The organism is Streptomyces sp. BRA346, from assembly GCF_052851135.1.
The window spans coordinates 1-26,163 of sequence record NZ_JAIWIH010000021.1; the positions used below are offsets into that span (position 1 = coordinate 1).

Annotated in this window: 23 protein-coding genes and 2 pseudogenes; 8 read left to right on the plus strand and 17 right to left on the minus strand. The window is 70.9% G+C overall.

All coding sequences use genetic code 11. The annotated features are described in order from the left end of the window. A partial coding sequence (locus LCH29_RS23570; RefSeq protein WP_446463730.1) for a lyase family protein occupies window positions 1-360 on the minus strand: 360 nt, incomplete at its 3' end. Window positions 361-607: 247 nt separating this feature from the next. On the opposite strand from LCH29_RS23570, the gene LCH29_RS23575 reads away from it, so the two are divergent. Next, entirely contained in the window at window positions 608-1,519 is a 912-nt protein-coding gene (locus LCH29_RS23575; RefSeq protein ID WP_446463731.1) for a LysR family transcriptional regulator, read from the plus strand. A 70-nt stretch (window positions 1,520-1,589) separates the two neighbouring features. On the opposite strand, the gene LCH29_RS23580 is transcribed toward LCH29_RS23575, so the two are convergent. Beyond that, on the minus strand, window positions 1,590-1,877 hold the full coding sequence (locus LCH29_RS23580; RefSeq protein WP_039936191.1) for a YiaA/YiaB family inner membrane protein: 288 nt from the start codon (window positions 1,875-1,877) through the stop codon (window positions 1,590-1,592). 283 nt (window positions 1,878-2,160) lie between these two features. Between LCH29_RS23580 and LCH29_RS23585 the strand changes: the two genes are divergently transcribed. Continuing rightward, complete coding sequence (locus tag LCH29_RS23585) at window positions 2,161-2,583, plus strand: hypothetical protein (RefSeq protein ID WP_446463732.1); 423 nt, start codon at window positions 2,161-2,163, stop codon at window positions 2,581-2,583. Window positions 2,584-2,639: 56 nt separating this feature from the next. Here LCH29_RS23585 and LCH29_RS23590 read toward each other — a convergent pair whose 3' ends face one another. Next, complete coding sequence (locus LCH29_RS23590) at window positions 2,640-6,317, minus strand: nSTAND1 domain-containing NTPase (RefSeq protein ID WP_446463733.1); 3,678 nt, start codon at window positions 6,315-6,317, stop codon at window positions 2,640-2,642. A 248-nt stretch (window positions 6,318-6,565) separates the two neighbouring features. On the opposite strand from LCH29_RS23590, the gene LCH29_RS23595 reads away from it, so the two are divergent. Next, on the plus strand, window positions 6,566-6,979 hold the full coding sequence (locus tag LCH29_RS23595) for a peptidase inhibitor family I36 protein (RefSeq protein WP_446463734.1): 414 nt from the start codon (window positions 6,566-6,568) through the stop codon (window positions 6,977-6,979). Between the two features lie 87 nt (window positions 6,980-7,066). After that, the gene (locus LCH29_RS23600; RefSeq protein ID WP_446463735.1) at window positions 7,067-7,981 is read left to right on the plus strand and encodes a hypothetical protein; all 915 of its coding nucleotides are present in this window, start codon (window positions 7,067-7,069) and stop codon (window positions 7,979-7,981) included. A 14-nt stretch (window positions 7,982-7,995) separates the two neighbouring features. On the opposite strand, the gene LCH29_RS23605 is transcribed toward LCH29_RS23600, so the two are convergent. The 9 genes and pseudogenes from LCH29_RS23605 to LCH29_RS23645 form a co-directional block, all read right to left on the minus strand. Continuing rightward, on the minus strand, window positions 7,996-8,337 hold the full coding sequence (locus LCH29_RS23605) for a hypothetical protein (RefSeq protein WP_446463736.1): 342 nt from the start codon (window positions 8,335-8,337) through the stop codon (window positions 7,996-7,998). Window positions 8,338-8,350: 13 nt separating this feature from the next. Then, window positions 8,351-8,647: pseudogene (locus LCH29_RS23610) on the minus strand (serine dehydratase beta chain); the annotation flags it as partial. Window positions 8,648-8,722: 75 nt separating this feature from the next. Then, window positions 8,723-9,907, minus strand: a complete 1,185-nt coding sequence (locus LCH29_RS23615) for an NAD(P)/FAD-dependent oxidoreductase (protein WP_446463737.1) — start codon at window positions 9,905-9,907, stop codon at window positions 8,723-8,725. Window positions 9,908-9,983: 76 nt separating this feature from the next. Then, the gene (gene solA, locus LCH29_RS23620; protein ID WP_446463738.1) at window positions 9,984-11,138 is read right to left on the minus strand and encodes an N-methyl-L-tryptophan oxidase; all 1,155 of its coding nucleotides are present in this window, start codon (window positions 11,136-11,138) and stop codon (window positions 9,984-9,986) included. Between the two features lie 101 nt (window positions 11,139-11,239). Next, window positions 11,240-11,869 carry an MBL fold metallo-hydrolase gene (locus LCH29_RS23625; protein ID WP_446463739.1) on the minus strand — a complete coding sequence of 210 codons (630 nt, stop codon included), beginning with the start codon at window positions 11,867-11,869 and terminating at the stop codon, window positions 11,240-11,242. Then, complete coding sequence (locus LCH29_RS23630; protein WP_446463740.1) at window positions 11,866-12,951, minus strand: S-(hydroxymethyl)mycothiol dehydrogenase; 1,086 nt, start codon at window positions 12,949-12,951, stop codon at window positions 11,866-11,868. The genes LCH29_RS23625 and LCH29_RS23630 overlap by 4 nt, the downstream gene beginning before the upstream one ends. Further along, window positions 12,948-13,664, minus strand: coding sequence for an MFS transporter (locus LCH29_RS23635; RefSeq protein ID WP_446463741.1), 717 nt, complete (start codon window positions 13,662-13,664; stop codon window positions 12,948-12,950). Before LCH29_RS23635 ends, LCH29_RS23630 begins: the two co-directional genes overlap by 4 nt. A gap of 197 nt (window positions 13,665-13,861) precedes the next feature. Beyond that, the gene (locus LCH29_RS23640) at window positions 13,862-14,758 is read right to left on the minus strand and encodes a bifunctional methylenetetrahydrofolate dehydrogenase/methenyltetrahydrofolate cyclohydrolase (protein ID WP_446463742.1); all 897 of its coding nucleotides are present in this window, start codon (window positions 14,756-14,758) and stop codon (window positions 13,862-13,864) included. Between the two features lie 10 nt (window positions 14,759-14,768). Beyond that, window positions 14,769-17,195, minus strand: a complete 2,427-nt coding sequence (locus LCH29_RS23645; RefSeq protein WP_446463906.1) for a GcvT family protein — start codon at window positions 17,193-17,195, stop codon at window positions 14,769-14,771. Between the two features lie 212 nt (window positions 17,196-17,407). On the opposite strand from LCH29_RS23645, the gene purU reads away from it, so the two are divergent. Both purU and LCH29_RS23655 read left to right on the plus strand, forming a co-directional pair. Then, entirely contained in the window at window positions 17,408-18,280 is an 873-nt protein-coding gene (purU, locus tag LCH29_RS23650; RefSeq protein WP_446463743.1) for a formyltetrahydrofolate deformylase, read from the plus strand. Between the two features lie 63 nt (window positions 18,281-18,343). Next, window positions 18,344-19,141 (plus strand): IclR family transcriptional regulator, encoded by a 798-nt coding sequence (locus LCH29_RS23655; protein WP_123103746.1) that lies wholly within the window; start codon window positions 18,344-18,346, stop codon window positions 19,139-19,141. A gap of 47 nt (window positions 19,142-19,188) precedes the next feature. Here the strand turns inward: LCH29_RS23655 and LCH29_RS23660 are convergent. The 4 genes and pseudogenes from LCH29_RS23660 to LCH29_RS23675 all read right to left on the minus strand — a co-directional run. After that, window positions 19,189-19,506 (minus strand): annotated as a pseudogene (locus LCH29_RS23660) (SRPBCC family protein); the annotation flags it as partial. Window positions 19,507-19,645: 139 nt separating this feature from the next. Continuing rightward, window positions 19,646-20,467: a carbohydrate ABC transporter permease gene (locus tag LCH29_RS23665; protein ID WP_446463744.1), complete on the minus strand. Its 822-nt coding sequence runs from the start codon at window positions 20,465-20,467 to the stop codon at window positions 19,646-19,648. A gap of 3 nt (window positions 20,468-20,470) precedes the next feature. After that, entirely contained in the window at window positions 20,471-21,415 is a 945-nt protein-coding gene (locus LCH29_RS23670) for a carbohydrate ABC transporter permease (protein WP_446463745.1), read from the minus strand. 24 nt (window positions 21,416-21,439) lie between these two features. Next, on the minus strand, window positions 21,440-22,813 hold the full coding sequence (locus tag LCH29_RS23675) for an extracellular solute-binding protein (RefSeq protein ID WP_446463746.1): 1,374 nt from the start codon (window positions 22,811-22,813) through the stop codon (window positions 21,440-21,442). Window positions 22,814-23,084: 271 nt separating this feature from the next. Between LCH29_RS23675 and LCH29_RS23680 the strand changes: the two genes are divergently transcribed. Both LCH29_RS23680 and LCH29_RS23685 read left to right on the plus strand, forming a co-directional pair. Then, entirely contained in the window at window positions 23,085-23,873 is a 789-nt protein-coding gene (locus LCH29_RS23680; protein WP_446463747.1) for a DeoR/GlpR family DNA-binding transcription regulator, read from the plus strand. 126 nt (window positions 23,874-23,999) lie between these two features. Beyond that, complete coding sequence (locus LCH29_RS23685; RefSeq protein WP_446463748.1) at window positions 24,000-25,124, plus strand: glycoside hydrolase family 76 protein; 1,125 nt, start codon at window positions 24,000-24,002, stop codon at window positions 25,122-25,124. 74 nt (window positions 25,125-25,198) lie between these two features. Here the strand turns inward: LCH29_RS23685 and LCH29_RS23690 are convergent, their stop codons facing one another. After that, a complete protein-coding gene (locus LCH29_RS23690; RefSeq protein WP_446463749.1) occupies window positions 25,199-25,753 on the minus strand; it encodes a TetR/AcrR family transcriptional regulator C-terminal domain-containing protein in 555 nt (184 codons plus the stop codon). Between the last annotated feature and the right edge of the window lie 410 nt (window positions 25,754-26,163).

A 26,163-nucleotide genomic window follows, 5' to 3' on the forward strand; every position in this document is an offset into this window, starting at 1 on the left:
GATCTCCAGCGCCCGGTTGGCGATGACCTCGTTGGCGTTCATGTTGGTCGAGGTCCCGGCGCCGCCCTGGATCACGTCCACGGTGAACTGGTCGTGCAGCTCGCCGCGGCGTATCTCCTGGCAGGCGGCGGCGATGGCGTCGGCCTTCTCCGGAGCCAGCAGTCCGAGATCCTCGTTGGCCCGTGCCGCGGCCTCCTTGACCGCGGCGAGGGCGTTGGTCAGGTGCGGGTATGCGGAGATCGCCGTACCGGTGATGGGGAAGTTCTCCGAGGCGCGCAGGGTGTGGATGCCCCAGTACGCGTCGGCGGGCACCTCCCGGTCGCCGAGCAGATCGTGTTCACGGCGATGACCGGTGGTCATGGACACATCAGTTCCTTGCAAAGGGGTGGCGGGGATTCGGACGAAGGAGGGCATCACACGAGCGCGGGACCCCTGCGGGCGCGGGGACGCCAGCCGGTTCGGAGCCCGGGACCAACGGCGGTCCTTGCCGTTGCGTTCATGGAAGACCACTTTGGAGAGCCGATCCTGTGAAGTCCATCGGCAATTTCCCAGGTTGCCTGTGAAGCTCCGCTTCACAGATGCTGTCCCGTCTGGTGAACTGCCTCATGTGATCGATCCACGGAGACTCCGGGTGCTGCGCGCCCTGGCCGAGCACGGCACCGTCACCGCCGCCGCCCAGGCCCTCTACCTGTCCCCATCAGCGGCTTCGCAGCAGCTCGCGGCGCTCGAGGCGGAGGTCGGGCACGCGCTGCTGGAGCGGCGCGGGCGTACCGTCCGGCTCACACCCACGGGCGTCGTACTCGCCGACCACGCGGCAAGGATCGCCGCGCAGCTGGAGCAGGCGGAGGCCGACATGGCCGCCAGCTCGGCGGGGCTGGCGGGCGAGGTGACCATCGCCGCGTTCGCGAGTGCGATCACCGAAGTGGTGGCCCCGACGGTGGCGGCGCTGCGGAAACGCGCTCCGCAGGTGCGGATCCGGGTGAAGGACGCCGAGGGGCATGCGAGCCGTCGGCTCCTCATCGACGGCGCGGTCGACATCGCCCTGGCGGTGGAGCACCGGGACACCCTCGGCCAGAACGGCGAGCAGCTGCTCCGTAAGCCGTTGTACGCGGAACCGTTCGATGTCGTCCTGCCGGCCGACCATCCGCTGGCCTCCGCGCCGGAGCTGGCCCTGACCGACCTGAAAGCGGATCCGTGGGTCACGCCGTGGCCCGGGAACCCGGTGCATGACGTGGTCATGCGTGCCTGCGAGGAGGTGGGTTTCCAGCCTCGGGCGGAGTGCCTGGCCGATGACTCCCGGGCGGTGTGCGCACTGGTCTCCGCCGGTTCCGGGGTGGCGATGGTGCCCCGTTCGGCGCTGCACGGCATCGCTTTCGGCGGCGCCGTCGTACGTCCGGTCAGCGGCTCCCGTCCGACGCGGCGGGTGTTCACGGCCGTCCGGAGCGGCAGCGAGGGCCACCCGCTGCTCCAGCTGGCGCTGCGCGGGCTGGGCGACCAGGCGGCCGACCTCAGCTCCTGACCGGCGGGGGCGACCCCGCCGGGTCCTGGAAGCGTGCGTGCGGTGCTGCCGGTCTCCGAGGGGGACGTGCTTACAGCTTTTCGAAGGGGTCGTGCTCGGCGAGGAGCCTGTCCACCCGCGCCTGGTCGACCCGGCTGACGAGCTGCCCGGCCTCCTGCCGGTCCCGGATCACCTTGGCCAGGGTGAACGCGGAGGTCACCAGGTAGAGCACGGCGATGGCCAGGAAGCCTCGTACCCAGGCGTCGGCGTTCAACCGGAAGATGCCGATGGCGGTGGCCGCCATGGCGATGGAAAAGGAGGCGACCGCCTGACCGTAGAACGCGGTCGTGCTCTGCTGCTTGACCGGTGTCTCACTCATGGGCAAAGAATCGGCGGCCGCCCTCGGCCCCACATCCGTCCGGATACTCAGGTACGTACTCAGATCGGTCGCGCGCGACAGGGCCCGGCCAGGCCTCGCCTTCCCCCTTCTCCCCGGTTCATTGTTTCGCGCGGCGAATTGGGCTGCGCAACAACGCAGGTGGGCGCCAGTCTCGAAGAACGCGGGCCCGGATTGCGGATCGGAACGGGGGTGGGCCCGACACGCGCCCTGCGGCGGAGAACGGCAGGACGAACTCAGCACTCGCGATCAGTGGAGGCAACCCATGCGATCGAGGTACTCAGCCATCGTGGCCCTGGCGGTGGGGGCCGCCGTCGCGCTCCCGGGGACGGTCGCGGCGCACGCGGCAGCCGGTGAGGGCACCGGCGGCGCGGAGCAGACGACGGCGGAGGTCCGCCCCATGGGCGAATGTTCCATCGGCGGCCATATCTGCGGAAACGTCTACAACCGCGATAACCGGTACTCGCTGATGATCACGAATAACTGGGGGAGGCACGGCAACTCCTCGACGTGGCGCACCCTCAAGCCCGGTCAGAACGGGCACCACGTGGGTGTGAAGGATGTCGACGGGTACTGGGTCGGCCCCGGGTGCAAGGCCAAGCGTTCGCTGGGGATGAGGACGGTGGGGCCCGGCTGGCACAAGGTGCGGGACGGCCAGAAGATCCAGATCGTCGACATCCGCTGCTGACCGGTCCGCCCGCCCGGTCGTGCGCGACCGGTGAGCCCTAGCGACGTGCCCCGCGGTCACACCGCGGGGCACGTCGTCCGGTATGCGGTGCCGGGGATCAGCTGCCGCCACTCCTGTGGGGTGAGATTGCGGCCTGCCGTGCGGCACAGCTGCGCCGAGGTGTGCCGGGGGTCGGCGTTCCACAGCAGGACGGACTGGTCGTCGCCTCCGGTGGCGAGGAATCGGCCGTCGGGGCTGAAGGCGAGCGACCTGACCTGCTTGGTGTGCCCGGTCAGCAGGGCCAGCGGGCTGCGCCGGGCGATGTCCCACAGCATCACCGATTTGTTCGAGTTGGCCGTGGCGAGCATGCGGCCGTCCCTGCTGAACGCCAGGGCGAACGCGGGTCCGGTGCTGTCGGCGAGGGTGGCCACGCGGGTGCGCTTGGCCACGTCCCACAGCATCACCTTCTGATCGATTCCGGCGGTCGCCAGCATGCGGCCGTCCGGGCTGAAGGCCACGGATCTGAGCTGTCCCGTATGCCCGGACAGGGTGGCCAGTCTGGTCCGTCCCGCCACGTCCCAGAGCGTCGCTTTGCGGTCCTGGTTGGCGGTGGCGAGGAATCGGCCGTCGGGGCTGAAGGCCACGCCGTTGACAGCGGTTCCGGCTTCTCCGGACGCCGCGGTCAGGGAGGCCAGCCGGGTGCGGCGGGCGGCGTCCCACAGGATGACCTTCTTATCGGCGCCGCCCGTCGCGACGAGGCGCCCGTCCGGGCTGTACGCGACGTCCATGACGCGACCGGCGTGCCCGGTACGTCTGACGGGCGGGCCATGGCCCGTAGCGCTCCAGAAGGTCAGGACGTGGTTGCGGGTGCCCGCGGGCCGCCCGTCGGTACCGCTCACGGTGGCGAGGGTGCGTCCGTCGGGGGCGAACGCCACGGCGTGTACGGGGTCGGATCCGCTGGTGAACGTGGCGCGGCGGGTGCGGCGTCTGCTGTCCCAGAGCACGACGTCGTCGCCGCCGGCGGTGGCGAGCGTGCGGCCGTCCGGGCTGAAGGCGACGTCGTTGATCCGGTCGCGGTGGCCGGAGAGGGGAATCCGGGCCGTGTCCCAGAGCACGACCTTGCCGTCCTCGCCCGCGGAGGCGAGGAGGGAGTCCCGTGGGCTGAAGGCGAGCGTGTAGACGTTGGTGGTCTGCCCGGTCAGCGTGGTCAGGCGGGTGGCGCTGCGGGAGTCCCACAGCATGACCGACTTGTCGTGCCCTCCGGTGGCGAGGGTGCGCCCGTCGGGGCTGAAGGCCACCGCTCTGACCTCGCCGCTGTGTCCGCGCAGGGTGGCGACGCGGGTGTGGCGTCGGACGCTCCACAGCCTCGCGGTCCAGTCGTCGCCGGCGGTGGCGAGCGTACGGCCGTCCGGGCTGAAGGCGACGGCGCCGACGGACCGGGTGTGGCCGGTGAGGGTGGCGATCCGCTGTCCCGTGGCGGCGTTCCACAACATCACCTTGTGGTCCGCGCCCGCGGTGGCCAGGGTGCGGCCGTCCGGGCTGAAGGCTGCCGCCCAGACGATTCCGGTGTGGCCGGAGAGGGTGAGCCGCCGGGCGCGGCGCTCGGTGTCCCAGAGTCTGACGGTGTGATCGGCACCGGCGGTGGCCGCGGTCCGGCTGTCCGGGCTGAAGGCGATGCTCTTGATCTGGCCCTTGTGGCCGGTCAGGGTGGCCGATGGTCTGTGTGCCGCAGCGTCCCAGAGGACCAGTTTCCCGTCGTTGCCTCCCGTTGCGAGCGTGCGGCCGTCCGGGCTGTAGGCCACCGCGCGCAGCCAGGTGGAGTGTCCGGTCAGGGTGGCCAGCCGCCGTCGGGCGCCCGTGTCCCACAGCATCAGCGTGCGGTCGCGGCTGACGGTGGCGAGGGTTCCGTCGGGGCCGAAGGCGGCCTCGGAGACGGCGTCGTTGTGGCCGGACAGCTCGGCCCGGTAGTACTGACGTGCCGAGATGGTGAGCATGGCACTGCGTGCTTCGAACGTCCGCGCGGTGCGGAAGGCCTCCACGCTCAGCAGCATGGCCGCGGCGGGCCGGGATTCGGCGAGGCCGAGGGCCTCGGCCGCCAGTTGCCGTGATACGGCGACCCGGTGGGCCTTCAGGGCGTCCCGGCGCTGTTGCAGGGCGACCACGCTGACGCCGGTGACCACGAGCAGCAGCAGCGCGAGGCCCGCGGCGAGAAGGCGCAGATGGCGGTGGCGCCGCACGGCGGCGGCCCGCTCGCTGTCCGCCAGGTCGACGCTCGCGTCGAGGAACGCACGCTCGGCCGCGTTCAGCTCGTCGCGGCTGCCGTCGCGGGAGGCCCAGTCGCGGAGTATCGCGAGCCGCGTTCCCCGGTACAGGGCACCGGAGTCGCGGTCGAGTTCGGTCCACGCCTGGGCGGCCTCGGTCAGGTGCCGGTGGACGCGCAGCCGCTCACGGTCCTCCTCGACCCAGGCGCGCAGCCGCGGCCAGCCGCTGATCAGCGCCTCGTGGGCGAGATCGACGGCGTCCTCGTCCAGGGTGATCAGCCGGGCGCGGGTCAGCTGTTCGAGGACGATGGAGAGGTCCTCGGGGGTGGCGGTGCTGTCCAGTTCGGACCGGTCGACGGGGCGGCGGGTGTCCTGGGCGCCTTCGCCTGGGGTGATGAGTCTGAGCAGGACGCGGCGGGCGATCTCGGCACGTTCGGGGGTGAGGTCGGCGTAGGTGTGCTCCGCGGTGCGGGCGATGGCGCCGTGCAGGCCGCCCGCCGCCTCGTAGGCGGTCTCGGTCAGGGCGCGGCCGCGGCGGCGGCGCCATGTTTCCAGCAGTGCGTGGGACAGCAGGGGCAGTCCCCCGGGCTCGTCGGTGACCTCCTCGATGAGCCGGGCGGTCAGGGCGCGTTCCACGATGAGTCCCGCGGCGGCGGCCGGTTTCACGATCGCCTCGCGCAGCTCGGCCGGGCTCATCGGACCGACCAGCAGGGTCGCGGTCCGCAGCGCGTCGGTGAGCCCACGGTGTTCGGCGCAGCGCCCGAGGAAGTCGGCGCGCACCGCGATGATCACGCGTAATCGGCTCCCGGGTGCACGTGCCGCCTTCAGCAGGTCGGTGAAGGCCGTCCGCTCCGCGGGGTCGGCGCACAGCGTGAAGGTCTCCTCGAACTGGTCGACGACGACCACCGTGTCGCCGTCGGCGTCCTTCGGCGTGAGCCGTTCGGCGTGGGTGCGGGCGGGGTGCGGGCCGGGCGTGAAGATGCGGATGGCGGCGGGACGTTCGTCCTGCGGGGTGGCGTTCTGGAGGGCGGGGATCAGCCCGGCGCGCAGCAGTGAGGACTTTCCGCTGCCGGAGGCTCCGACGAGGGCGATCAGGCGGTGCTTGCGCGTCAGTTCGAGGAGATCGGAGATCAGCTCGTCGCGGCCGAAGAACCGCTCCTGATCGCGGAGTTCGAAGCGGGCCAGGCCCTGGTAGGGCGGCTCGGCGTCGTCGTGTTCGGCCGCCTCGGCGGCCACTTCCTCGGCCACCTGCCGCCAGCGCCGTTCCCATTCCTCCGGGTCTCCTCCGCATCCCTCGGCATAGGCCAGGGTGACCTGAAGGGACGGCAGCTGCTCGCCGGAGGCGGCTCTGGAGAGGGTGGAGACCGTGTACGGCGTCCGCTGGGCCAGAACGCGGTAGGTGACGTCGGCTTCCTGGCGCAGCTTGCGCAGCTCCAAGGCGAACCGCTGTACGGGCCCGGCGCCCGGGTCCAGCGGCGCTTCCGGTCGGCCCATTTCGAAGCCCCTCTCCCCGCTTCGCCGTCCTCCACAACCTAGGAGCCGCATCAGGGCCGGGCAAGGCCGCGCCGAGGGCAGGACATCGCCCTCGGTGACTGCTTCACCTGTGACGACGTGATTGTTGCGGGCCGCGGATCGGGGCTGCGCAACAAGGTTGACGCCGCGGAGAGTCGGTGACGTACGGCGTCGCCCGGCTCACAGCGGGCCGGGCGGCGCTCCGGACCGAACGAAAGGGACACCTCACCATGTCGATCACGATCCGCACCGCCCTGGCAGCAGTCGCGCTCGTCGGCGGTACCGCTCTCGCCGCGGTGCCTGCGGCGTCCGCCGCCGACTCCGCGCCCGCGGCCCGCAGCGCCCAGGCCGGTGGCTTCCACATGTACCAGCACGACAACTACAAGGGCGGCTGGGCGCACGTCACGCGCACCGACAAGAACCTGCTGGACAACTACTGGGACAGGGGAGGGAAGGTCGACAACGGCACGAGCTCGGTGAAGAACCAGACGCGCAAGTACGTGGACATGTACCAGAACGGCACCGCCAGCCCCCGGGGCCGGTGCACGGGTGCGTCCACGACGTCGTACCCGGGCACCAGTGACCGGAACCTGAGCAACGACGCGATCAAGGACAACCGGCTGAGCTGCGTCATCTTCCGCTAGGCCCGCCCGGGTGGGGGTGGCGTCCGCCGGTCGGCATGGGCGCCACCCTCACCGCACGAGCACACCGGAAGGGAGACAGGAGGGGCCATGACCATCCGTTCCAGCGCAGCCCGCTCGGGCGCAGGCCTCCTGCTGCTGTGCACCGCCGCGGCCGGATGCGCCACCACGGCACCCGCCCGGCAGCCGCCACAGGGCGGAGTGGCCGTGCCGGCCATCGGCGCCGAGGCCCGGCGCCTCGTCCTGCCGTTCGACGCCTACGAGTTGTCCGACCGGGACATCCACACGATCGAGTCGGCCGAAGACCTCCTGCTGCGCCGTTGCATGCGCGATCGGGGCATGGGCTGGAAGCTGCTGCCCCGCGCGGCGGGCAAGGACCTGGCCCCGCCGAACCGCACCCGCTACGGACCGGTCGAGGCCGAGGTCGCCCGCCGCTTCGGGTACCACGCTCCCCCTCCCCTGCCGACCGCCGCGCGGCGCGAGGCGGCGGGCACGTCGCGGGACGCCGACCTGACGTCCCGGCAGCGCCGGGCCGCGTACGGGAGGGACGGCACGGGAGGGTGCTGGAAGGCGGCGCACGCGCGACTGCTGCGCGGCGCCCCGGCGTCCGATCACTCCTTGTTCAACCGGCTGGTCACGCGCGACTTCGAGCGGTCCCGGCGCGACGCGGCCGTCCGCCGGGGCATACGCGCGTGGAGCGCCTGCCTGGGCGCGGAGGGCTTCCGTCACGGCGATCCTCTGAGCGTCGCCGACAAGCCCGTGTGGGCGAGATCGTCCCGCCCGTCGCCCGAGGAGATCCGTACCGCGGTCGCCGACGTACGGTGCAAGGGCAGGACGGGGCTCGTCGAGATCTGGCGCACCGCCGAGGCATGTCTCCAGACGGAGACCATCCGCGCGCACGCCCGGAGTTTCCGGGCACTGAAGGCCGCCAAAACGCACTGGCTTCGCGCGGCCGAGCGGGTTCTCGCCCGCCAGGACGCGGACGGCCGTGGACGTGGCCGGTGAGCCCGTGAGGGTCGTCAGGGGCGGGCCGGGACGCCGGGCAGGCCCGCGCTGCCGGGCAGCGGTGTGGTGGCCGGGCGGCCCGCGAGCACCTCGAGGATGTTGTCGACGGCGAGGTCGACCATGGCGGCCCGGGTGGCCTCAGTGGCGGAGCCGATGTGCGGGAGTGTCGCCACGCGCGGCTCGCCGACCAGAGGGGACAGGTCGGTGCCCAGGCAGAGGATGCCGCTCGCCCCGGCGGCGAGGGCGTGCAGCTCGGCCGGTTCGGGCTTGCCGTCCCCGTCCCAGCGCACCAGGTCCGACTGGGCCGCCAGCCGGTCCAGGCCCTGGCCGGGCAGGTCGGGCCGGGTGGTGAGCACTCACTGGGTCATACCCCACTCCTCGGGTTCTTCCACTGAATGGAAAACGTATCTGCTCAACGGAAAGCATCGTCAGAACCGCGAGCTCGTTGCCCTCCAGGCCGAGCAAGACGGCCTTGGGGGTGCCGTGGCCGTGGCCGGTGGCGCCGAGGGAGCCGTACAGCTCGGCCCGTACCGCGGTGGTCTGGGCGAGCAGGCCGTCCTGCTTCAGCCGGGCGGCGAACATGCGGGAGGCCCGCATCGGGCCGACCGTGTGCGAGCTGGACGGGCCGATGCCGATCGAGAACAGGTCGAAGAGGCTGATTGCCACGCCATACTCCGTGGGGCGGGATCGCGGGCGCCTTGCCGCCGGGTTGTCGGTTACGGGTCCGGGTGGAGCGGATGTCTACTCCGTCAGGGCAGCGACGCGGGGCGCGGTGAGGGTACGGCGGAGCCGGTTGAACAGCTTCGGCTGGTTCATGCACAGCACGGCGACGGCGGCGCCCTCGTGGCGGTAGACGGCCGCGAAGGAGCGGCTGTCGACGTCGCCCTCGACCACCTCGGGCTCGGCGCCGGGGACGACGTGCCCGGCGAGCTGGATGCGCACCCGGTACTGGTCGGACCAGAAGTGCGGCGCGGTGCTCGGTGGTTGGGCCGAGGTGCCGGAGAGCAGCGTGCGGGCGGCGGTCTTCGCCTGCTCGGTGGCGTTGCTCCAGTGCTCGATGCGGGCGTGCCGTCCGGTGAAGGGGTGGGGGCAGCGGGCGACATCGCCGACCGCGACCACGCCCGGGACGCTGGTCGCGCACCCGGCGTCGCACACCACGCCGTCGTCCACCGCGACGCCGGAACCGGTGAGCCAGTCGGTGGCGGGCCGCACCCCCACCCCGACCACGACGATGTCGGCGGGCAGCAGGCGACCGTCCTCCAGCTGCACGCCGGTGACCCGGTCGTGGCCGGTGAATCCCGCCACGCCGGTGCCGCACAGCAGGCGCACCCCGTGATCGGTGTGGAGGGAGGAGCACACCAGCCCCATGTCGCGCCCCAGTTGGCGTTCCAGCGGTACGTCGAGCGCCTCGACCACGGTGACGTCGAGGCCGAGCCGGTGGGCGGTGGACGCCACCTCGGCACCGATGAATCCGGCGCCGATGACGACGACCTTGGGCAGACCGTCCAGGAGCGCGGCGCGCAGCGCCCGGGCGTCGTCCAGGGTGCGCAGGGTGTGGACCCCGGCCATCCCGCCGGTGCCGGGGAGCGTCCGGGGGCCGGCGCCGGTCGCGACGACGATCCCGTCGGTGCGTACCTCGCGCCCTCCGGCGAGGGTGACGGACCGGGCCGCGGTGTCGAGTCGTACGGCGCGCTCGCCGAGCAGCCACTGCGCCCGGAGCTCCTCGTACTCCTCGGTGTCGCTGAGCATGAGCGCGTCGGCGCCGACGTCGCCCTTGAGGAACTCCTTGGACAGCGGCGGACGGTCGTACGGGGCGTGGCGCTCCTCGCCGACGACGAGGATGTCGCCGTCGAAGCCTTCCGTGCGCAGCGCGCGGACCGTGCTCAGGCCCGCCAGCGATGCTCCGACGACGGTGATGCTCCTCATGCGGGCTCCCCGACGGATGCGTGGCGCGGGACGATCATGGGGTACCTCCGGGTTGCGAGCTGTCTCGCATGCGCGACTAGACGTCAGGGCGCACACGGCGGGGGTCGAACAGCGCGATGGGGTGTTCGGTGGTGCCCTCGGTGGCGAGGTCGGCGAGGATCTCGCCGACGACGGGTACGAACTTGAATCCGTGGCCGGAGAATCCGTAGGCCACCGTCACCCTCGGGTGCTCGGGGTGCTGGGCGAGGACGAAGTGTTCGTCCGGGGTGTTGGCGTACATCCAGGCCGTGGCCTTGAGGAAGCGCGTGGGGAGGGTGGGGACGCGCAGCCGCAGATACTCGGCCATGGCCCCGATCTCCTCGGAGCGCACCCGGCGGTCGACGGTCTCGGGGTTGCTGGGGAGGCCCTTGCGGAAGAAGGCGACCTTGGCGCCGCCGTCGGGGCCGTCGAGGGCGGGGAAGCCGCAGATCCGCCTGCCGTCCGCGTCCTCCCAGATGTACACGGGGTGCCGGTCGGCGGTGAACGGGTCGGTTCCGCCTTCGGGCTGGAACCAGTACATGACCTGCCGTTCCACCGTCACGGTCACGCCGAGGTCGGAGAGGAGGTTGGACGCCCAGGCGCCGGGGGCGATGACCAGCCGGTCGGCGGTGTAGATGCCGCGGTCGGTGACCACCCACGCCTTGCCGCCCGGCCCGTCGGCCTGCCATCCGAAGACGGTTTCCACGAAATGCAGGTCGGCGCCGTGGACGCGGGCCAGGTCCAGGTGGGCGGTGACGGTCGCCTCCGGCCGCGCCACACCGGCCTTGCGCTCGTAGAAGGCGAGATCGTCGGTGCCCGGTTTGAAGGTGGGGAAGCGGCTCCGGAGGTCGGCGGCCGTGAGGACCTCGTGGTCCAGGCCCCACTGCTGGGCGCTGCGCAGCGTACCGGCGAACGCCTGGCTGTCCTCGCGCCCGATCACGAGGCCGCCGGTCGGGGTGAACACCTCGTGGCCGGAGTCGGCGGCCAGCTTCTCCCACAGTTCGTGGGCGCGGAGCAGCAGGGGCACATAGGCCGGGTCCTCGAAGGAGGCCTGCCGGTAGATGCGGGATCCGCCGTGGCTGGAGCCGAGGTTGTGGGCCGGGCCGAAGCGCTCAAGGCCGAGCACTCGCTGCCCGCGGGCGGCGAGGTGGTAGGCGGCTGCGCTTCCCATCCCGCCCAGACCGACGACGATCACGTCGTACGAAGGGGCCATCCGTCCATCTCTCCTGGCTCGCCTGGAAACTCTGCCGGTAATGCGTTCGTTCTGCGGGTGCCCATGGGTCTCCTCTCAGCTTCGGGTTCTCTGACGTTGCGTCAATGTCCCCGGGCCACCCAGGCGTCGAGGTGGGGCGCCTCGGCCCCGATCGAGGTGGTGCCGCCGTGGCCGGTGTGCACGGCGGTGGCGGCGGGGAGGGCGAACAGCCGGTCGCGGATGGAGGCGATGATGGTGCCGAAGTCGGAGTAGGAGCGGCCGGTGGCTCCGGGACCGCCCTGGAAGAGGGTGTCGCCGGAGAACAGGGCTCCCAGCTCGGGCGCGTACAGGCAGACGGCGCCGGGCGCGTGCCCGGGGGTGTGCAGCACGTACAGCCCGGTGCCGGCCACGCTCAGCAGTTCGCCGTCGACCAGTTCCCGGTCCGGTTTCCGCTGGGGGTGTACGGACTTCCACAGCACCGCGTCCGCCGGGTGGAGCAGGATGGGCGCGCCGGTGCGGGCGGCGAGGGCGGGGGCGGCGTTGATGTGGTCGTTGTGGGCGTGGGTGCACAAGATGCCGACCAGGTGGCGGTCGCCTATGGCGTCCGCGATGGCCGCTTCGTCGTGCGCGGCGTCGATGACCATGACTTCCCGTTCGTCACCGATGAGCCAGACGTTGTTGTCCACCTCCCAGCTGCCCCCATCCAGCTCGAAGGTTCCGGAGGTGACCAGGTGCTCGATGCGCGCCGTCACAGGATCACCACCGAGCGCAGGACGTCGCCGCGGTGCATCTTGGCGAACGCGGCCTCGACATCGTCCAGGGTGATCTCCTCGGTGACGAAGCGGCCGAGGTCGAATCGGCCCTGCTGATAGAGGTCGACCAGGGCGGGGAAGTCCCGGGAGGGCAGGCAGTCGCCGTACCAGGAGGACTTCAGGGCCCCGCCACGGCCGAAGACGTCCAGCAGGGGCAGGTCGACGGTCATTTCCGGGGTGGGGACGCCGACCAGGACCACGGTCCCGGCCAAGTCGCGGGCGTAGAAGGCCTGTCGGTAGGTCTCGGGGCGGCCCACCGCGTCCACGACGAGGTCGGCGCCGAAGCCGCCGGTGATGGCGCGGATGGCCTCGACGGCGTCGGTCTGGGAGGAGTCGATGGTGTCGGTGGCGCCGAACTCCTCGGCCCACTTCAGCTTCCGCTGGTCGACGTCGACGGCGATGATGCGGCCGGCTCCGGCCAGATCGGCGCCCGCGATGGCGGCCATGCCCACGCCGCCGCAGCCGATCACCGCGATCGAGTCCCCGCGGCCGACGCCGCCGGTGTTGACCGCGGCGCCGAACCCCGCCATCACCCCGCAGCCGAGCAGTCCCGCCGCGGCGGCCGAGGCGGTCGGATCCACCTTGGTGCACTGCCCGGCGGCGACCAGGGTCTTCTCGGCGAAGGCGCCGATGCCCAGGGCCGGGGACAGCGGGGTGCCGTCGGCCAGCGTCATCGACTGGGTGGCGTTGTGGGTGTCGAAGCAGTACCACGGTTTGCCCTTGCGGCAGGCCCGGCACTGGCCGCAGACCGCACGCCAGTTGAGCACGACGAAATCGCCGGGCGCCACGGCGGTGACGCCCTCGCCGACCGCCTCGACCACGCCCGCGGCCTCATGGCCGAGCAGGAAGGGGAACTCGTCGTTGATCCCGCCCTGCTGGTAGTGCAGGTCGGTGTGGCAGACACCGCACGCCTGCACCTGCACCAGCGCCTCGCCCGGGCCGGGGTCCGGCACGAGGACGGTCTCCACCGAGACCGGAGCGCCCTTCTGCCGGGCGACGACGGCGCGTACTTCGTGTGTCACTGTCGCTCTCCTCGTTGCGGGGCGGCCGAATGCGCGGTTCCGGCCGGTTGATTCGGATGGCGGGGGCGCCGCGTCGCTCCGGCGGAGCGATCGGCGAGGGAGGGGAATGAACTCCGCTGTCCGCGGGGAGCACGAACGGCGGGCGGTGTACTGAACGGCGGGCCGACCGACCCCGGACCGATGTGCCGGGAGCGTGGGAGGGCCGAGACCGAGCCGTCGCGATTTGTTGCGCATGGCGCGTGCCGCTTCATTATGAGCAACAATCTGTCTTCCGGGCGACCGCTGTCAAGGAGTTGGCCGGGCGAACTTTCCCCGCGGCGCGTCGGCCTCCGAGCCCTGCGGGGAACGGCCGGGAAGTGCGTTGCTCTCCGCCAGGGTGCGGCCCTTCGTCTCCTCGGCCCAGTCCACTCCAGCACCGTGGGGCCACCCGAGAGGAGGGCATAGGTACAGAAGCACACGATGACCGCTCCGATGGGGAGCACTGAGCCGCCTCCGAGCACCACGAGCGGGACCACCATCAGGGCGAACGACCAGGTGATGACGGGGCGTCGCCCCGCCCGGTCCACCAGGCGCAGCGCGGGGAGGCAGCCCAGGACGAACACGATGCTGATCAGCGCCGAGCCCAGGTTGCTGGTGTGGCGCTCGCCGAGGCCGAAGGAATCCAGGATGGCGGGCCGAAGGTGTACAGGGCGAACATCGGCGTGATCTGGCACATGGAGAACAGAGGGCTCGTTGGATCGCCTTCTGGGCGTCGGCGGTGCGGCTCTTGTTCACCAGCCACAGCGGGGACTCGGGGGTGCCGACGCGCAGCAGCAGGATCACGGCGCTCAGTACGGCGCCGGAGGCGAGCATCCGCCGAGTGCGTGGCCGCGGGGCGCTCGGGCCGGTCGGGGCTCGCAGGACGGGGTGTTCATCGCGCGTCGGACAGCTGCGGCTGGAGAGGCTCCCGCGCGGGCGCGGCGGCGGTGCGTTCGGCGGTTTCGACGACGTTGGCGAGCAGCATGGCCCGGGTCATGGGGCCGACGCCGCCCGGCATGGGGGCGACCCATCCGGCGACCTTGGCGACGTCCGGGTGGACGTCGCCGAGCAGGCCGTCTTCCGTGCGGGTGATGCCGACGTCGAGGACGGCGGCGCCGGGCCGGACCATGTCCGCGGTGACGATTCCGGGGGAACCGGCGGCCGCGACGACGATGTCCGCGTCGCGTACGTGCCAGGCCATGCCCGTGGTTCGGGTGTGGCACAGCGTCACGGTCGCGTTCTCGGACCTGCGGGTGAGCAGCAGTCCGAGGGGGCGGCCGACGGTGACGCCGCGGCCGATGACGCACACCCGGGCCCCGGCCAGGGGTACGTCGTGGCGGCGCAGCAGTTCGACGACACCGCGCGGGGTGCAGGGCAGGGGGCCGTCGACGCCGAGCACGAGCCGGCCGAGGTTGGCCGGGTGCAGACCGTCGGCGTCCTTGGCGGGGTCCATGCGGGCGAGGACGGCGCCGGTGTCGAGGCCGCGGGGCAGTGGGAGCTGCACGATGTAGCCGGTGCAGGCGGGGTCGGCGTCGAGTTCGTCGACGACGGCCTCGACCTGCGCCTGTGTGGCGTCGGCGGGAAGTTCGCGGCGGATCGAGGCGATGCCGACCTGGGCGCAGTCGCGGTGTTTTCCGGCGACGTAGGCGCGGCTGCCGGGGTCGTCGCCGACGAGCAGCGTGCCGAGGCCGGGCGCCGCGCCCCGTGCGGTGAGGGCGGCGACGCGGGCGGTGAGTTCGGTGCGGATCTCCGCGGCGGTGCGGCGTCCGTCGAGGATGTGTGCGCTCATGGGGTTCTCCTCAGCTGCGCAGGCGCTGCATGGACGGGTCGAACAGGGGTTCCTGGGCGACGGTCGCGGGAATCCGCCGGCCGAAGTAGCCGATGTGCAGGGTCCGGCCGGGGGCGGCGAGTTCGGCGGGGAGCCAGGCGTAGGCGATGCCCTTGCCGACGGTGTAGCCGAAGGCGGCGCTGGTGACGTAGCCGACCGGGCGGTCGCCGTCGTACACGGGCTCCTTTCCCATGACGACGGAGCCCGGGTCGTCGATGGTCAGGCAGGTGAGCCTGCGGGTCACGGATTCCGCGCGCCGCTCCAGCGCGGCCTTTCCGATGAAGTCGTCCTTGTCGCGCTTCACGGCGAAGCCGACCCCGGCCTCGTACGGGTCGTGCTCGTAGGTCATGTCGTGGCCGAAGGAGCGGTAGCCCTTCTCCAGGCGGAGGCTGTTGAACGCGCCGCGCCCGGCGGCGATGATCCCGTGTTCCCGCCCCGCCTCCCAGAGGGTGTCCCAGAGCTTGGTGCCCATGTCGGCGGTGGTGTACAGCTCCCAGCCCAGTTCGCCGACGTAGCTCAGCCGCATGGCGGTGACGGGGACGGCGCCGATGTGGGCGCGCCGGGCCCGGAAGAACTTCAGGCCCTGGTGGGAGAAGTCCTGGTCGGCCAGGGGTTGCAGGACCTCGCGCGCCCTGGGACCCCACAGGCCGATGCAGCAGGTGCCGGCGGTGATGTCGCGGACCTGCACCGACCCGTCCCCGGGCAGGTGGCGGGTGAACCAGTCGAGGTCGAGGTTGCCGTTGGCGCCGACCTGGAAGTGGTCGCGGCCCAGGCGGGCGACGGTCACGTCGCTGCGGATGCCGCCGTCGTGGTCGAGCGTGAGGGTGTAGGTGACGGAGCCGACGGACTTGTCGACCTTGCCCGTGGTGAGGTGCTGGAGGAAGGCGGCGGCCCCACGGCCGGTGACCTCCAGGCGTTTGAGGGCCGTCATGTCGTACATCGCGACGCCCTCCCGCGTGGCCTGGGCCTCGGCGCCGACGATCGGCGACCAGTGGCGGGCCGCCCAGTCGCCCGGCACGGGGATGTTCCGCCCCGCCACCAGGGCGTCGTTGGCCTCGTACCACTGGGGCCGCTCCCAGCCGTTCGCCTCCAGGAAGACGGCGCCCAGGTCCCGCTGGCGGGGGTGGAAGGGGCTGGTGCGCAGGGGCCTGGGCGCGCCGGGCGGCTGGAGGGGATGGAGGATGTCGTACACCTCGGTGAAGTTCTGGCAGCCGCGGGCCGTGACGTACTCCGGGGCGAGCTGGTGGGGTTCGAAGCGGTTGACGTCGCACTCGTGCAGGTCGAACGACGAGCAGTGGCCGTCGACGAGCCATTCGGCCATGGCGCGGCCGACGCCCGCGGAGTGGGTGACCCATACGGCCTCGGCGACCCAGAAGCCCTTCACGTCCGGGGACTGGCCGAGCAGGGGCAGTCCGTCGGTGGTGAAGGAGAACAGGCCGTTGATGCCCTCCTCGACGTCCGCCTCCTTCGTCGCGGGCAGCAGGGCCTGGGTCTCGGTCCACGCCTCGGCGAAGTCGTCCCCGGTGAAGCGCAGGACGGACGGCATCTCCTCGGCGGCGTCCACGGAGACGATGTCGTCCGCGTCGATGGGCATGGGCCGGTGTCCGTAGGAACCGATGCCGAGCCGGTCGAAGCGGTCGCGGTAGTACAGGTCCGCGTCCTGGTGGCGCAGGATCGGGCGGATGGCTTCCCGGTCCTGCCCGGCGAGGGCGGGCACCGGGCCGGTCCAGGCCAGTTGGTGGGCCAGCGGGGTCAGCGGGAGGTTCATGCCGACCATGCGGGCCACCTTGGGCCCCCAGATCCCGGCGCAGCACACGACGATGTCGGCGGGGATCTCGCCGTGGTCGGTGAGGACGGCCGTCACCCGGTCGTCGTCATCGGTGCGGATGTCGAGGACCTCGTGGCGGCCGAGGGTGCGTACGCCGCGGGCGCGGGCGGCGCGGAGTTGCGCCTCGACCGCGAGGACGGCCTTGGCCAGGCCGTCGGTGGGGATGTGCAGTCCGCCGAGCACGCGCTCGCGCGCCACCAGCGGGTGCAGCTCGACGCAGCTCTCGGGGCCGATCACCCGGGCCTCGATGCCCCATGAGGCGAGCCAGCCCTGCCGCCGGTGGAGCTCGTCCAGGCGCTCGGGGGTGGTGGCGACCTCCAGGCCGCCGACCTCCAGGTAGCAGGGCCGGCCGTCGAGGTCGAGGGAGCGGAACTTCTCGACCGTGTAGCGGGCCAGCTCGGTCATGGTCTTCGAGGCGTTGGTCTGGAACACCAGGCCGGGTGCGTGGGACGTCGACCCGCCGGTGGCGGGCAGCGGGCCCTGGTCCACGACCGTCACGTCGGTCCAGCCTCGGGAGGACACTTCGTCCGCCAGCGCCGCCCCCACGACGCCCGCGCCGATGATGACCATTCGCGGTCCCGCCATCACAACCTCCAGTTGCGTTCAGCGCAACGCGCCTCGCATTGCGCAACTCACAGTGCAGGGGGCCCGGGGGGCTGTCAAGGGTTGGATCAGGGATACGGCCGGTCAGCAAAAGCCCCCTTGACCGCCCGGCCACCGCACTGGACCATGTTGCGCATCACTCACAGCGTTGCGCCATACGCACCACGACGGAGGATGCCATGTCTCCTCGACCGCAGCCCGGCCGCGAGTTCGTCCTCACTCTTTCGTGCCCGGACCGGGCCGGCCTCGTCCACGCCGTGGCCGCCTACCTCGTCAGCCACTCCGGCAACATCCTGGAGAGTCAGCAGTTCGACGACCGGCGGCAGGACCGCTTCTTCATGCGGGTGCACTTCGACGTCCTGGACCCGGAGATCTCCCTGGCGGAGCTGCGGACCGGTTTCGGGCCGGTGGCCGAGGCCCACCGGATCACCTGGCAGCTGCACGACGCGTCGACCCCGACCCGCACGCTGATCATGGTGTCGAAGTTCGGCCACTGCCTGAACGACCTGCTCTTCCGCAAGTCCACGGGCGCCCTCAAGGTCGACATCCCGGCGATCGTCTCCAACCACCGCACCTTCGAGCCGCTGGCCCGGAATTACGGCATCCCCTTCCATCACATCCCGGTGACCCCGGAGACGAAGCACGAGGCGGAGGCGCGGCTGCTGCGCCTCGTGGACGAGCTGGACGTCGACCTCGTGGTCCTCGCCCGTTACATGCAGATCCTCTCGGACGACCTGTGCAAGCAGCTCGACGGCCGGGCCATCAACATCCACCACTCGTTCCTGCCGAGCTTCAAGGGCGCGCGGCCGTACGTGCAGGCGCATGAGCGCGGCGTGAAGCTCGTGGGGGCCACGGCCCACTACGTCACGTCCGACCTCGACGAAGGCCCGATCATTGAGCAGGACGTCGTCCGCGTGGACCACTCGCGCGCCCCGGACGAGCTGGTCACCATGGGACGCGACGTCGAGGCCCAGGTGCTCGCCCGTGCCGTGGAGTGGCACAGCGAGAGCCGCGTACTGGTCAACGGCAACCGTACGGTCGTCTTCCGCTGACGGCCGTCCGCCGGCGGGTCCTGACCGGCGGGACCCGCGCTCACCTGCACGTATAGTTGCGTTATGGGCAACTACACGGCAGATGGTGGAACAACAGGTCCCCCCGGGACCGGGGTGCAGTCCGTCGACCGTGCCGTCAGCGTCATGGAGATCCTCGCCCAGCGCGGCGAAGCGGGCGTGAGCGAGGTCGCCGCCGAGATCGAGGTGCATAAGTCGACCGCGTTCCGCCTGCTCGGGGCGCTGGAGGCCCGCGGTCTGGTCGAGCAGGCGGCCGAGCGGGGCAAGTACCGGCTCGGCTTCGGGATCGTGCGCCTGGCGGGCTCGGTCATGGGCCGCCTCGACATCACCCAGCAGGGCCGCCCGGTGTGCGAGCGGCTGGCCGAGGAGATCGGCGAGACCGTCAACATCGCCGTCCTGCGCGAGCACTACGCGGTCAATCTCTACCAGGTGCGCGGCCCGGGCGCCGTCGGCACCCACCGGTGGGTCGGGCAGCTCACCCCGCTGCACGCCACGTCCAGCGGCAAGATCCTGCTGGCCCACCTGTCCGCGAAGGAGCGGGCCGCGGCGCTCAAGGCGTCCGGAATGGAGAAGCTGACGCCGCGCACCCTGACCGCCAAGACCAAGCTGGAGAAGAACCTCACCGAGACGCGGAAGCGCGGGTACGCGGTGACGCTGGAGGAACTCGAGATCGGACTGCACGCCATGGCGGCCCCGATCCGGTCCGGCGACGGCGAGGTCATCGCCGCCCTCAGCGCCTCCGGCCCCGCCTACCGGTTCACCGAGGAGCGCATCCCCGAACTCGCTCCCGTGCTGGTCAAGGGTGCCGAGGAGATCAGTCACCGGATGGGCTACGCGGGCTGAGCCCCAGCCGGCCCGCGTAGCCGCGGGCCGGGTGGGCCGTGCTCCCCCTACGCGCCGAGGCGGGTCCGGAGCCAGGTGTGGAAGGCGCCGATGTGGTGCTCGCTGGGCACCAGGACACCGCCCTCGGTGTACGCCCGGGCACTCCACGACCGTGCGGTCGGCCGCCATCGGGTACATCCGGTGGAAGATCACGTGTCCGGTACGAGGTTGATGAACACCTGCGGCCTGACCGTCATCGCATGATAACGACGGTCCTGCCCCTCGGCCACCGTCGGAATCCGGTCCAGCCCCTCCGAGCCGTCGACCGTGAATCCCCGGGCCCCTTCCCCGAACTCCGCGCCATGGCCCACGTAGTACTGCGCCGCGACCCGACCGGCGCCGGGCCGTCGTCGGGCGTCGTGCGTCGTGCGTCGTGCGTCGGAGTGCCATCGGCGGTTCGCGATGATGCGTTCCGTATTGCGCAACGACCAGCGTATTAGGCAACAAGGTGCGCTCGTCGGTCGGCTATCCCTTCACGGCCCCGGACAGCATCCCCGAGATGAAGTGACGCTGGAGGAACACATAGAGGATCACCACCGGCAGGGCCACGATCACGGACGCCGCGGCGAGCAGGGAGAACTGGGTGGTGTGCTCGCCCTGGAAGAAGGCGAGGCCGAGGGGCGCGGTGCGCTTGCTCTCGTTCGTGATCATGACGAGCGGAAGCAGGAACTCGTTCCAGGTCCACATGAAGACGAGCATGGCCATCGTGACGAGTGCCGGGCGCCCGGACGGCACCAGGATCTGCCACAGCACCCGCCAGTCCGAGGCCCCGTCGAGTCTGGCCGCCTCGATCACGCTGGACGGCACCGAACGGAAGAAGTTGCGCATCCAGAAGATGCCGAAGGCCAGGGACTGGGCGGTCTGCGGAAGGATCAGCGACCAGTACGAATCGGTGAGACCGAGGGAGCGCAGGTTGAAGTAGAGCGGGATGACGAATGCCTCCGGCGGCACCATCAGGCCGATCAGGGTGGTGTAGAAGAGCAGCGAGCGGCAGGGGTAGGTGAAGTGCGCGAAGGAGTAACCGGCCAGGATCGCCAGGACCGCGGTGAGCAGCACCACGCTCACGGTGACCAGCACGCTGGACGCGAGGTAGGTGGCGAAGTGCCCCTCGGCCCAGGCCGCGGAGAAGTTGCCCCAGTCGAGCCGGTCCGGCCAGCTGAAGGACGCGGAGGACTGGCTGCGCGGGGCGAGCGAGGAGGTCAGCACGCCGATGAGGGGCAGCGTGGCGAGGGCCGCGAAGACGATGAGGATCGCGTAACTGAGAGCGCGTTCGCGCCGGGAGATCACCGGTCAGTCCTCCTTGGGCTGGAGCTTGGTGATCGCGTAGGTGACCAGCAGGATGATCAGCGTCAGGACCACGGCGATGGCGCAGGCCGAGCCGACCTGGCCGGTGCTGAAGGCGCGGTTGTACACCTCGAAGGCGGGCAGACTGGTGGAGTCGCCGGGGCCGCCGTGCGTGGTGATGTACACCAGGTCGAACGTGCGCAGCGCGGCGATGACGGTGAGGGTGAGCGCCACGGTGATCTGGCCGCGCAGTCCGGGCAGCGTGACGGCGAAGAACTCCCGGACCGCTCCGGCGCCGTCCACCTTGGCGGCCTCGTAGAGTTCGCGCGGGATCTGGCTGATCCCGGAGATGAACAGCACGAGGCACAGGCCGATTTCCAGCCAGGTGCCGATGAGGCCGACGGCCGGCAGGGCGGTGCCGAAGTCGCCGAGCCAGGCGCGGGTGACCGACTTCAGGCCGATGGCCCGCAGCAGGGTGTTGAGCACTCCGTCGGGCGCGTAGATGGCCGTCCACGCGGTGGCGGTGACGACCATGGCGACGATCTGGGGCAGGAAGATCACGGCGCGGAAGAAGGACGCGCCGCGCAGCCGTGCCGCACGGGTGGTCACCCCTGCCAGCATCAGGGCCAGCACGGTCGGGACAACCGCGTAGAAGACGATGAGCACCAGGGAGTGGACGAAACTCGCGCGCAGCTGCGGGCTTCGTGCGATCTCGGTGTAGTTGGCGAGACCGGCCCAGGTCGAGCCGGACAGGCCGTCCCAGTGGTAGAGGGAAATCTGGACCAGTTGCCCGAGCGGGACCAGCAGGAAGGCGGCGAGGACGCTGAAGGCGGGCAGGAGGTAGAGGTATCCCTTCGCCTGGATGCGGCCGCGGCGCCCGGCCGGCCGCCGCCGTCGGGGCGCTCCGGCCGGGCGCTTGTGCGCGGGGGTGCGGGGCGTGGTGACTGCCATGGCTTCCGTTTCCGCTCGCGGACCTTACCTGCTCTGCTGGAAGGAGGAGTAGTCGGCCTGGAGCTTCTCGCCGAACTTCTCCGGGCTCAGCTGGCCTGCCGTGACCTCCTGTACCGCGGCGGTGAGGGTGTCGTAGAAGGTCGGGGTGGTGTAGTCGAGGTACGGCAGCAGTCCGTCCTTCTGGCTGACGGCCTTCCACTCCTTCAGGATGTCGGCGTGGACCGTGCCCTTGGCGGGCTTCCATGACGGGGGCGGCAGCGCGGGGAGGTTGCCGTTGTCCGCGGAGGCCTTCATGCCGCCCGCGTCGACCAGGAAGTTGATGTACGCGGCGGCCACGTCGGGGTGCCGGGACTTGGACGTGACCGCCCACGCCAACCCCTCGCCGCCCTGGGTGAGCGGGGTGGCGCCGGAGGACGGGGCCAGTGCGCTGAAGCCGACCTTTCCGGCTCCCATCTTCTGCGCGAGCGTGGCCTGCTGCCAGGTGCCGTCCACCAGGAAGGCGGACTTGCCCGCGGCGAAGGCGGACGCGGCCTGGTCGGCGCTCTGGCCGTTGAAGCCGGGCGTCAGGTAGCCCTTCTTGGCCCACTGCTGGAGGACCTGGGCGGCCTTCACCGTGCCGGAGCCGGTCCACTTCGCCTTGCCCTGGTCGAAGACCAGGTTGCGGACTTCGGCCTTGCCCGCGGTCAGGGCCTGGACCACACCGAAGAGGTGGATGCCCGGGCTCTTGTCGGAGTCGCCGTAGGAGACAGGCAGCAGGCCGGAGGCCTTCGCCTTGGCGAGCGCGCTCTGGAACTCGGCGAGGGTGGCCGGGGGTGCTATGCCGAGGGACTTCAGCTTGGCCTTGTTGTAGTAGACGCCGATGATCTCGCCGGTCTGGGAGACGCCGTACAGGTTGCCGGTCTTCCAGGTCTTGCCGTCGGCGGAGAACTTGTTGAGGTCGAGCAGCTGCTGGGGGTAGGCGGTGGACCAGCCGTACACCTTGGCGTAGCGGTCGACGGGCTGGAGCAGCTTGGCCTTCACGAAGGCGCCCATGTCGGGGTAGCCCTGGTTGGCCTGGATGGCGTCCGGGGGGTTGGCGGAGGACAGGGCGAGCTTGAGCGTCGTTTTGAGGTCGGAGAAGGACCGGGAGACGCGCTTGATGGTGACGTTCGGGTACTTCTTCATGAACGCCGCGTTGAGCGCCTTGGTCGAGGCGTCGGTGCCGGCATCGGTGTTCTGGTCCCACACGGTGAGCGTGACCTTGCCGGCCTTGGCCGGGTCGGTGGAGACCGGGCTCGCGCTGCCCGAGCCCTTCGGCGAACCGCTGTCGCCGCCCGGTGCGCAGGCCGCCGCGGCTGTCAGACACGCGGCGGTGAGGGTGGCCGCGGCGAGGCGACGATAACGTGTTTTGTCGCTCATGGGTGGTTCTCCTGTGATCTCGTCCGCGGTGGTGGGGAGCGGGGTGCGGGAAGGCGGGGTGTGGGGGGCGGGGTGTGGGAGGCGGAAGGCGGGGCGCCGGGAGGCGCCGCCCGCGCCGGTCGGGACATCTCCACCTCGGACACACCGTGCGTGGCCATGAAGGTGCTCAACTATGAGCAAGTGATTCCACTTATGACAAGAGTCGGTCAGTAGAGCACTTGTTTACTTTTTCTCGTGACCGAAGTCAGTCAGCTGGTGCTACTTTCAGCGCGTGACTTCGAGCAAACGGCACGCCAAGATCGTGAAATCCCTCCGGATGACGGGCGGCGTGGCTTCCGTGCGCGAGCTGGCCGAGCGGCTCCAGGTCAGCGAGTCGACGATCCGCCGCGACCTGACCCTGCTCGACCGCGACGGCGAGCTCATACGCACCTACGGCGGTGCCGCCCTGTCGCTGAGCGCCAGTGCGGAGGTCGCGGCGGAGAAGGCCGATGACGAGGAGCCGTTCGACGTCTCGGCATCACACGACATGGCGATGAAGGAGGCCATGGCCACGCGCGCCGCGGAACTCGTGGTGGACGACAGCGTGGTCGTCCTGGACATCGGCACCAGCACCGCCATGATCGCCCGTCGGCTGCGCGGCCGCCCGGTCACCGTGATCACCAGCAACGTGGCCGCCTTTGATGAGCTGCGGGACGACGACGCGGTACGGCTGGTCATGCTCGGCGGCGTGCTGCGCCGCAACTACCAGTCCATGGTCGGCTCGCTCACCGAGACGGCCCTGCGACAGATCAGCGCCGACCTGCTGTTTCTGAGCTGCACGGGCGTACGGCCCAGCGGGCACGTGGTGGACAACATGGCCGTCGAGGCGCCCATCAAACAGGCCATGATCGAGGTCGCCGACAGCGTGGTGCTGGTGGCCACCGAGACGAAGTTCCCCGGTACGGGCAGCCTGCGTCTGTGCTCGCTCTCCGACGTCGACGTCCTCGTCACCACCGCCGGCGCCGACCCCCAGACGCTGGAGTTGTTCCGGCAGGCGGGCGGAAAGGTGATCACCGCATGAGGCCGTCCCAGCCGCCCGGATACGGGTCACCCGGCCACAGCCCCTGACGGCATACCCGCGCCGTCCTCCGCACCCCACCCCCCGCCCCAAGGAGCAGTGCCTCTCACCACCCAAGGAGTTCCCGACATGCACAGACGGGCCCGAAGAATATGGACCGCCGCGGTCGTCGCCGCCTGCGGTGTGGTCCTGTCCCTGCTCGCGGCCGCCGTGCCGGCCCAGGGCGCACCGCAGGCCGCCCCCACCGCACGCGCCAAGGCCACCGCGGCCATCGACGCGATGATGGGCTTCTACGACCAGAAGACCGGCCGATGGAATCCCGATGCCCCCTGGTGGCAGTCGGGGAACGCCCTCCAGGCGCTGCTGGACTACATGACGGCGACCGGCTCACGGAAGTATCTGCCCGAGGTCAAGAACACGATCGCCGAACAGCGGAAGCCCCTGGAGTGGTGGCCGCAGGGCGGCGGCGAGTTCAGGGCCGACTCCACCGACGACACCGGCTGGTGGGCGCTGGCCATGACCCGCATGTACGACCTGACCCGCGACAAGCAGTACCTGGACATCGCCAAGCTGGACGAGACCTACATGCGCGACTACTGGGATGACACCTGTGGCGGCGGTATCTGGTGGGACATCCCGAGCAAGACGTACAAGAACGCGATCAGCATCGAGCTGTACATCAAGCTCGCCGCGTCCCTGCACAACCGGATCCCCGGCGACAAGGTGTACCTGAACCACGCCCTCGAAGCGTGGAACTGGTTCAAGAACAGCGGGATGATCAATAACGATCACCTCGTCAACGACGGCCTGAACACCCAGAGCGGCGGCTGCGCCAACAACGGCGGCACCACCTGGACCTACAACCAGGGGGTGGTCCTCGGCGGGCTCGTCGAGCTGTACAAGGCCACCGGCGACAAGAGCATGCTCACCACCGCGCGGCAGATCGCCGACGCCGTGATCGCCAGCCCGCTGCTGTCGCCGAAGGGCATCCTGACCGAGCCCTGCGAGGCGGTCGGGAACTGCGAATTCGACGGCACGGCCTTCAAAGGCATCTTCGCGCGCAACCTCGGCGAACTCGACCATGCCCTCCTCGGGCATCCCTACCGCAGCTATCTCCAGGCGCAGGCGAACTCCGCTTACGCCAACGACCGGAACGGCGAAAACCAGTACGGACAGAGCTGGGCAGGACCGTTCGACAAGGCGTCCATCGGACGCCAGGAGTCGGCTGTATCGCTCCTGGTCTCCGTGCTCTGACCCGCGATCCGCCCCGATGCGCCCCGCGCCACGCCCCTCCCGGGCAGGCGCGGGGCGTCCGGCTGCCGTTGCCGCTACGAACCCTCGACGAGGGGGGCCAGTCCGTCGAGGAGGGCCGAGAGGCCGGAGGCGAAGAGATGGTCGAGTCGCAGGTCGTAGCCGTCGGTGAAGGATCCGACCACCTTGGCGAAGGTCGGGAAACGGCCGGATTCCGCCAGCTCCCGGAGGGCGGGGGCCCGGCTGTCCATCCACTGGTCTTCCGATTGGCCCGTGGAGGCTTCGGCGTGCGCCTCCCACTCCAGGTACACCGCCAGGCCCTGGACATGGCTGTAGATCAGTAGGTGGATGTCGAACAGCGTGGTCGGATCGAGACCGTGGCCGTCGAGGGCGCTGAGCATCCATTCGCCGTGGGCGATCAGGTTGGGCACCATCAACGGGCGGGTGAGGGACCCGAGCTGGGCCAGCCACGGGTGCCTGCGGTACAGGGTCCAGAGGGTGCGCGCACAGAGCTCGATGCGTGGCCGCCACCCTTCGGGCGCATCGGCGGGGTAGGTCTCCTCGCCGAATGCGGCGTCGGCCATGAGGAGGACGAGGTCGTCCTTGCTGGGGACGTATCGGTAGGGCGACATGGCGGCGACGCCGAGCCGGGCCGCGACACCGCGTATGGAGGGAGCCGGGAGCCCTTCGGCATCGGCGATGGCGGTACGGACGATCCGGTCGAGGGTCAGCTCCTGTTTCCTGCTCCGGGGCCGGGGCGGGCGACGCGGGTTTGCGGGGCGGCGGGACGGGAGCGGTTCCGGCGACGACGGTGCCGGTCCGGGGCGGGTCTCGACAAGTCCCTCGAGGCGCAGGGTGGTCAGGGCCTTGGTGGCGGTGGCGAGCGCGACGCCGTACTCCCTGGCGATCTGGCGGGGCCAAGGAACAGCGCCTGCACCAAGCGCTGAGCCCCTGCTTCGAGGCCACGATCACGGAACGCGTCGAGTACCCCCTGCCCCTGACCGAGCAGGAGGCCCTCGACCTGGTGGGGATGACACCGAGC

What these genes read in the sequence shown, in the direction of transcription:
- LCH29_RS23580 (WP_039936191.1), bottom strand. Translation starts at nt 1,877, where the DNA reads ATGAGTGAGACACCGGTCAAGCAGCAGAGCACGACCGCGTTCTACGGT.
- LCH29_RS23585 (WP_446463732.1), top strand. Translation starts at nt 2,161, where the DNA reads ATGCGATCGAGGTACTCAGCCATCGTGGCCCTGGCGGTGGGGGCCGCC.
- LCH29_RS23590 (WP_446463733.1), bottom strand. Translation starts at nt 6,317, where the DNA reads ATGGGCCGACCGGAAGCGCCGCTGGACCCGGGCGCCGGGCCCGTACAG.
- LCH29_RS23595 (WP_446463734.1), top strand. Translation starts at nt 6,566, where the DNA reads ATGTCGATCACGATCCGCACCGCCCTGGCAGCAGTCGCGCTCGTCGGC.
- LCH29_RS23600 (WP_446463735.1), top strand. Translation starts at nt 7,067, where the DNA reads ATGACCATCCGTTCCAGCGCAGCCCGCTCGGGCGCAGGCCTCCTGCTG.
- LCH29_RS23615 (WP_446463737.1), bottom strand. Translation starts at nt 9,907, where the DNA reads ATGAGGAGCATCACCGTCGTCGGAGCATCGCTGGCGGGCCTGAGCACG.
- solA (WP_446463738.1), bottom strand. Translation starts at nt 11,138, where the DNA reads ATGGCCCCTTCGTACGACGTGATCGTCGTCGGTCTGGGCGGGATGGGA.
- LCH29_RS23640 (WP_446463742.1), bottom strand. Translation starts at nt 14,758, where the DNA reads ATGAGCGCACACATCCTCGACGGACGCCGCACCGCCGCGGAGATCCGC.
- LCH29_RS23645 (WP_446463906.1), bottom strand. Translation starts at nt 17,195, where the DNA reads ATGGTCATCATCGGCGCGGGCGTCGTGGGGGCGGCGCTGGCGGACGAA.
- purU (WP_446463743.1), top strand. Translation starts at nt 17,408, where the DNA reads ATGTCTCCTCGACCGCAGCCCGGCCGCGAGTTCGTCCTCACTCTTTCG.
- LCH29_RS23655 (WP_123103746.1), top strand. Translation starts at nt 18,344, where the DNA reads ATGGGCAACTACACGGCAGATGGTGGAACAACAGGTCCCCCCGGGACC.
- LCH29_RS23670 (WP_446463745.1), bottom strand. Translation starts at nt 21,415, where the DNA reads ATGGCAGTCACCACGCCCCGCACCCCCGCGCACAAGCGCCCGGCCGGA.
- LCH29_RS23675 (WP_446463746.1), bottom strand. Translation starts at nt 22,813, where the DNA reads ATGAGCGACAAAACACGTTATCGTCGCCTCGCCGCGGCCACCCTCACC.
- LCH29_RS23685 (WP_446463748.1), top strand. Translation starts at nt 24,000, where the DNA reads ATGCACAGACGGGCCCGAAGAATATGGACCGCCGCGGTCGTCGCCGCC.
- LCH29_RS23690 (WP_446463749.1), bottom strand. Translation starts at nt 25,753, where the DNA reads ATGTCGCCCTACCGATACGTCCCCAGCAAGGACGACCTCGTCCTCCTC.